The following is a 7505-nucleotide window of genomic DNA, read 5'->3' on the forward strand; positions in this document are numbered from 1 at the left end:
CAACGCTCCTTCTCATGCCCGCACCATCTAAAGTTAGACTTCGCAGAAAGTCCGAGTGCGGGCCTTTGCAGGGACTACCCTGCATAAAAAAGAGAGGTCGCAGGAAGCGATATTCCTGAAATAAAGAGGTGAGCGGTTGTGAAAATCAAATGCTTTGCTGTCGCACAGGGCCGCGTGCAGGGCGTGGGCTTTCGCTACTTTGTGCTGCGCGCCGCTGCCGCACTCGGCATCGGCGGCTGGGTGCGCAACTGCTGCGACGGCTCGGTCGAAATGTACCTGCATGGAGAACAGGCAGCCGTCGAACAGCTGCTGCAGAAAATCCGCGCGGGAACGATGTGGATTCAGGTCGATTCGCTCGATGTTCGGCGGGTCGGCGATGACCAGTTTCCCGATGAATCGGAATTTTCTGTCAAATATTAGCAAAGATTTTAAGAAAAGCAGGGTAAAATTTTCGCTTTATCTGTCGCAGACAAACTACCAACCGGCTTCGGATTATGGTATAATGGGTTCAAACGAATCCCCTCTGGGGCAGCAAAACAAAATAGAGATAGAGAAAAGTTTTTAGGAGTGTGAAGTATGTCAGTTTACAGAGTCTATGTTGAAAAGAAGGAGCCGTTTGCTGTTGAAGCACAGGGCGTCCTTTCGGATATCCACAACTCGCTGGGCATCCAGAGTGCCAGCTCGGTGCGTATCCTCAACCGTTATGATGTCGAGGACATCTCCGAGGAGGATTTTGCGCTTGCAAAACAGACCATCTTCTCCGAACCACAGGTGGACAATGTCTATGATGCCCTGCCTGCGCTGGCAGCGGAGCAAAAGGTATTTGCCGTCCAGTTCCTGCCAGGTCAGTTTGACCAGCGTGCAGATTCCGCCGCTCAGTGTATCCAGCTGGCCACCCAGCACGACCGTCCGACCGTCGCTTCCGCCAAGGTCTATGTCATCGACGGCGTCAGCGACGCAGAGCTTGCCCGCATCAAGGCGCACCTGATCAACCCTGTCGAGTCGATGGAAGCATCCCTCGAGCAGGCAGAAACCCTGCACACTCCGTTTGATGTTCCGGCTGATGTCGCTGTCCTCGAAGGCTTCTGCGAGCTGGACGAGCAGGGACTCAAGGACTTTATCAATCACTACGGTCTGGCAATGGATCTGGGCGATATCACTTTCTGCCAGAAATACTTTAAAGAAACCGAAAAACGTACTCCGACCATCACCGAGATCCGCATGATCGACACCTACTGGTCGGATCACTGCCGCCACACCACCTTCTCCACCCAGATTGAGGACGTGGAAATCGAGAGCGACTACATCAAAAACGCTTACAACGAGTACCTCGAACTGAGAAAGACCGTTCATGCCGGCAAAAACAAACCGATGACCCTGATGGATCTGGCAACCATCGGCGCAAAAGCCCTCAAGAAACAGGGCCTGCTCAAAGACCTCGACGAGTCCGAGGAGATCAACGCCTGCTCTGTCAAGATCAAGGTTGATGTCGACGGAGAAGAACAGGATTGGCTGCTGCAGTTTAAAAATGAAACCCACAACCATCCGACCGAGATCGAACCATTTGGCGGCGCAGCTACCTGTCTGGGCGGCGCGATCCGTGACCCGCTGTCCGGCCGCGCTTATGTTTATCAGGCAATGCGTGTCACCGGCGCAGGCGACCCGCTGACTCCATTTGAGGACACCATCAAGGGCAAACTTCCACAGAAGAAGATCGTCACCACAGCAGCAGCCGGTTACAGCTCCTACGGCAACCAGATCGGTCTGGCAACCGGACAGGTACATGAGCTGTACCACCCAGGCTACGTTGCAAAACGTATGGAGGTCGGCGCAGTTGTCGGTGCAGTTCCGGCGGCAAACGTTGTCCGTGAGGAACCGATGCCAGGCGACGTCATCATCCTGCTGGGCGGCAAGACCGGACGCGACGGCTGCGGCGGTGCAACCGGTTCGTCCAAATCCCACAACGTAGAATCCCTCTCCAGCTGCGGCGCCGAGGTTCAGAAGGGCAACCCACCGGAGGAAAGAAAGATTCAGCGTCTGTTCCGCGACGGCGAGGTCACCCGTATGATCAAACGCTGCAACGACTTTGGTGCAGGCGGTGTATCGGTTGCCATCGGTGAGCTGGCAGACGGACTGAAGATCAACCTCGACCTCGTGCCGAAGAAGTACGACGGTCTGGACGGCACCGAGCTTGCCATCAGCGAATCTCAGGAGCGTATGGCAGTCGTTGTCGCAAAGGAAAACGTAGAAAAATTCATGGCAGCTGCCGACAAGGAAAACCTGCTGGCAACCGTCGTCGCAGAGGTCACCGAGGACCCAAGACTGGTGATGTTCTGGCGCGGCAAACAGATCGTCGATCTGTCCAGAGCTTTCTTAAATTCCAACGGCGCTCCAAAATATACAAAAGTTATCGTAAAATCCGCACAGGAAAACCAGTGCAAGTGCTGCTGCGGCAAGGGCGTTTCGCTGCATGACCGCTTTGCAAAGGTTGTGGGCGACCTCAACGTCTGCTCCCAGAAGGGTCTGAGCGAGCGTTTTGACTCGACCATCGGTGCAAACACCGTCGTCATGCCATTCGGCGGCGAAAGACAGCTGACACCGGCACAGGCAATGGTTGCAAAGATTCCGGTTCGCTTTGGTGAAACCGATACCTGCTCGATCATGGCATGGGGCTTTAACCCATATATTTCCGAGCAGAACCCATACAAGGGCGCAATGCTGGCAGTCATCGAGTCGATTGCAAAGGTCATCGCTGCAGGCGGCTCGAGAGAAAAATGCTGGCTGAGCTTCCAGGAATACTTTGAGAAGATCGGCTCCGATGCAGAAAAATGGGGCAAACCGTTCCAGGCACTGCTGGGCGCACTCAAGGCACAGCTCGAACTTTCCTGCGGCGCTATCGGCGGTAAAGACTCGATGTCCGGTTCGTTCGAGGACATCCATGTTCCACCGACACTCATCTCCTTTGCAGTATCGGTCGGCAAGGCAAGCAAGACCGTCACCGACGAGTTTAAGGCAGCAGGCGACAACGTCTACCTGCTGGCACCGGAGTATGACGAGAACGGTCTGCCGGTCTTTGAGAGTGTCCGCAAGGTATTCGACCAGATGCAGAGCCTGATCGCTTCCGGCAAGGTCAAAGCAGTCAGCACCCTCGGCTTTAAAGGTCTGGGCGAAGCACTGTTCAAGATGGGACTGGGCAACCGCATCGGTTTTGCTGCTCCTGAAAAGATGCACCACCTGTTTAAACCATGCTACGGCGCATTTGTCTTTGAGACAGCCGAGGAAGTTGCAACCGATGCAAAACTCATCGGCCATACCACCAAGGAATACACCATCACCATCGGCGACGAAGTGATCGACCTTGACGAGATGGAAAAGATCTGGGAGGCAAAACTCGAGCCGGTTTACCCACGCATCACCAAGACTCCAAAGATCATTGTTCCTACCTACAATTACGAGTGCAGCGAGCACAGCCATGCAGCTGTCAAGGTTGCACAGCCACAGGTACTGATTCCGGTATTCCCAGGCACCAACTGTGAATACGACACTGCCCGCGCATTTGAGCGTGCCGGTGCAAAGGCGAACATCGTTGTTATCCGCAACAAGACCTCCGAGCAGATCGCCGAGTCGGTTGCAGTGATGAAAGAGATGATCGAAAAGACCCAGATTATCGCCATCCCAGGCGGCTTCTCGGGCGGCGACGAACCGGAAGGCTCGGCAAAATTCATCACCTCCTTCTTCCGCAACCCACAGATCACCGAGGCAGTCATGGAGCTGTTAAAGAACCGTGACGGTCTGATGTGCGGTATCTGTAACGGCTTCCAGGCACTGGTCAAACTGGGACTGGTTCCATTCGGCGAGATCATCACCACCGACGACACCTGCCCGACCCTGACCTACAACCTGATTAACCGTCACCAGTCCGGTCTGGTACAGACCAGAATCGCTTCCAACAAGTCCCCATGGCTGATGCACACCAAGGTTGGCGACATTCACACCATCGCCATTTCCCACGGTGAAGGCCGCTTTGTTGCCAGCGAGGAACTGGTCAAGAAGATGGCAGAAAACGGACAGATTGCGACCCAGTACGTCGATCTCAGTGGCAATCCGACACTGGACTACCGCTTCAATCCAAACGGCTCGGTGGATGCAATCGAAGGCATCACCTCTCCGGACGGCAGAGTCTTCGGCAAGATGGGTCACAGCGAGCGTTACACCGCAGACCTCTATCGCAACGTCGAAGGCAACAAGGATCAGAAGATGTTTGCCGGCGCTGTCGACTACTTCAGAGACTAAAACGAATACACCATACAGAAAAGTCTGCCCTAGCAAGAGGGCGGACTTTTTTGTATGGTGAAGGAGGACAGTGCGCTTACTGCCGATATGCAGTCGGGGTTTCAAAAGGGGCGTAGCCCCTTTCGCTGGAATTCCAAAAACCAGGAGGTTTTTGGTGTGCTCTTTGTGAAACTTTCTTCACACAAGAAAGTTTCCGCGGGTGCGGGTCGCGTAGACCCGCAAATCGGCTTTGCAAGGTAGCTCCTGCAAGACTCTTTTCGCAGGGAGGCTCCCCGCCCCTGCACCCCGGGGTTCCTTTCTTCTCGAAAAGAAAGGAACCAAAGATTCGCCAAAGAGGAGGTATCCTCTTTGGAAACACCTCTGAGGGGCAAGACCGCACCTCTGCTTCCTGCGTTGTCCTACTTTTTTGTGTGCGGTCCCGAGAATGAAACAAGTTTCATTCTCCGAACTTTTTCACAATAAAGATACCCCTCGGGAACTTCGCAAAGCGAAGTTCTCTCCCCCTGACTGCTCCGTCAGCAGGAGGATGTCAGGTATTGCACCTGCTACTTCGGGTAGCAGAATCCCTTCGTCGAGTGCAGTTACTGCCGATATGTGGGGTTTCAAAAGGGGTCATGCTTGACCCCTTTCGTGAAGTTTTTCAAACTTCCAGAGGTCAAGGAACCAGGAGGTTCCTTGCGCGCCTTTCGTCCATTTCCTCGCGACAGGAAATGGACCGCGGGTGCGGGCCGCGTAGGCCCGCAAGGTTCATGCAGAAACCCTCCTGCGAAAAAAGGTTCATGCAGGGACTACCCTGCGAAAAAGAGGTCATGCAGGAACCCTCCTGCAAAAAAAGCTCCCGCAGGGACCTTCCTGCGACAAAAGATTATGAAGGAAAAGAGCATTTGCCTCCCTGAATTTGTTCAAGTTGCAGAAAAGTAAAAAAACTGCATAAATAGGCGAAAAAATCGCCGGACAAGTGTTGACAAAAACGCCGCGGGATACTATAATAATTCCTGTTACGGACTGATTCGGAGGGATAAGTCTGTCCTAGAAAGGTCGGCTTCTGGCGGAGCTGACGGGATCAGTTTGTGCTGCAGCAGGACCGAAGCAAAGCTGCTGCAGAGTTGTATTGGGAAAGGAAGTTACTATGCAGCTTGACCTGAAAAAATTGTTCGATGGCGCAGAACAGACCCTGCCGTTTGAGCAGACGCTGGATCTGAGCGAGATAGAGCAGTGGGGAGACCGCCCTTTTGGGTCGCCGGTCATTATCCGCGGTCAGGCAGAAAATCGTGCGGGCATCGTTACGGTGCGCTTTACCGCCGATTATACCCTTTCCGCAAGTTGTGCCAGATGTCTTGCTCCGGTGAAGCAGGAAAAACATCAGGAGTTTTTCCACACCATTGTCAAACAGCTTCACCAGCAACAGGACGATGATTACATCGTCTGCGAAAACGGCGTTCTGGACCTGGATGAACTTGCACAGGACGACATACTTCTTGAGCTACCAATCAGGATGCTGTGTTCGGAGGACTGCAAGGGTCTGTGTCCGATCTGCGGCTGTAATCTCAATGAGAAACAGTGCGATTGTCAGGAGCCCGAATGGAATCCGCGCCGTGTCAAAGCATTTGACAACTTGGAATGGCCTGAGGATTAAGGCCAAAACCCTTTTTAACGTTGAACAATTTACGATAATCATTTTAAGGAGATGCAATCATGGCAGTACCGAAGAGAAAAGTATCCAGAGCACGCAGAGACAAAAGACGTTCCAATGTATGGAAACTCGACACACCAGCATTTTCCATCTGCCCACAGTGCGGTGAGCTGAAAGCTCCTCACAAAGTATGCGGCCACTGCGGCTACTACAAAGGCAGAGAAGTTATCAAAATGGACTAATTCCTCCATCTTGGGGAACCATTTGAACTGAGAAAACAAAGGGCAGTGAGGGGGCGGCGTTTCCCTTGCTGCTCTTTTTTGTGCAGAAAAGAAAGGGGCAACAGATGGCAGTAAGAATCACCAGCGTGGAGCCTGGAAGCCCTGCGCGCCGTGCAAGAATCCACAAGGGAGATACCCTCATCAGCATCAACGGCAATGCGATCACCGACGTGCTGGACTATCGGTTCTATATGACCGATGAGCACCTGGAGATCCTTTTGTGCGACGAAAACAAAAAGCTGCGCACCGCCGTGGTGGACAAGGACGAATATGACGACCTGGGACTGGTGTTTGAAACCTACCTGATGGACAAACAGATGGGCTGCAAAAACAAGTGCATCTTCTGCTTTGTGGATCAGACCCCCAAGGGAATGCGCCAGAGCCTCTACTTTAAAGACGACGACACAAGAATGTCCTTCCTGTTTGGTAACTACACCACCTTGACAAACCTCAAGGAGGACGACATCCGCCGCATCATCAAGATGCACATCAGCCCGATCAACATCTCGGTGCATACCATGAACCCAGAGCTGCGGGTAAAGATGATGAAGAACCCCTTTGCAGGCAAGGCGCTGGATTTTGTCAGGATGCTGACCGAGGGCGGCATCAAGATCAACACCCAGATGGTGCTGTGCCCTGGCTATAACGACGGAGCAGAGCTGGAATACAGCCTGTCCGAGCTGGCAAAACTGGGAGAGAATGTCCAGAGCATCGCCGTCGTGCCGGTGGGACTGACCTGCCATCGCGAAGGCTTGGAGCCGCTGCGCTCCTTCACCGCCGACAAGGCGCGCGAAGTCGTCGACACGCTGGAGCGCTGGGGCGATCGCTTTTTGCAGCAGTACGGTGCACGGGTGGCATACGCTTCGGATGAGTTCTATCTGCTGGCGGGCAGACCGTTCCCGTCATACGAATTTTACGAAGAGTTTGCCCAGCTGGAAAACGGCGTGGGCATGATGACGCTGATGCAGCACGACTTTGCTCTGGCTTTGGAGCAGGAGGACCGCACGCCTGCGCCGCGCAAGGTGACCATCGCCACCGGCAAGCTGGCCTATCCGATGATGCAGGATTTTGCACAGCGGGTAGTGGAAAAGTTCCCGCAGGTACAGGTGCAGGTGAAAAAGATCGTCAACGACTTTTTCGGTCACACCATCACGGTAGCAGGACTGGTGACTGGACAGGATCTGCTGGGGCAGCTGGACGGCGTGGAGCTGGGCGACGCGCTGCTGATTCCGGCGAACATGCTGCGGCACGAGCAGGACAAGTTTTTGGACGATGTGACCATCGAGCAGGTGCGGGAG

General features: G+C 53.9%; 5 protein-coding genes. All 5 read left to right on the forward strand.

The annotated features are described in order from the left end of the window. Positions 1–138 precede the first annotated feature (138 nt). Positions 139–420, forward strand: a complete 282-nt coding sequence (locus Q0L39_RS09610; RefSeq protein ID WP_296628730.1) for an acylphosphatase — start codon at positions 139–141, stop codon at positions 418–420. A gap of 156 nt (positions 421–576) precedes the next feature. After that, positions 577–4293 carry a phosphoribosylformylglycinamidine synthase gene (locus Q0L39_RS09615; RefSeq protein WP_296628731.1) on the forward strand — a complete coding sequence of 1239 codons (3717 nt, stop codon included), beginning with the start codon at positions 577–579 and terminating at the stop codon, positions 4291–4293. Positions 4294–5422: 1129 nt separating this feature from the next. Then, entirely contained in the window at positions 5423–5929 is a 507-nt protein-coding gene (locus Q0L39_RS09620; protein ID WP_296628733.1) for a DUF177 domain-containing protein, read from the forward strand. A gap of 59 nt (positions 5930–5988) precedes the next feature. Then, positions 5989–6168, forward strand: coding sequence for a 50S ribosomal protein L32 (gene rpmF / locus Q0L39_RS09625; RefSeq protein WP_296628734.1), 180 nt, complete (start codon positions 5989–5991; stop codon positions 6166–6168). A 104-nt stretch (positions 6169–6272) separates the two neighbouring features. Beyond that, positions 6273–7505, forward strand: a 1233-nt coding sequence (locus Q0L39_RS09630) for a DUF512 domain-containing protein (protein WP_296628735.1), incomplete at its 3' end; no start/stop codon positions are given.

It is taken from the genome of uncultured Negativibacillus sp. (assembly GCF_944388365.1).
GTDB lineage: Bacteria > Bacillota > Clostridia > Oscillospirales > Ruminococcaceae > Negativibacillus.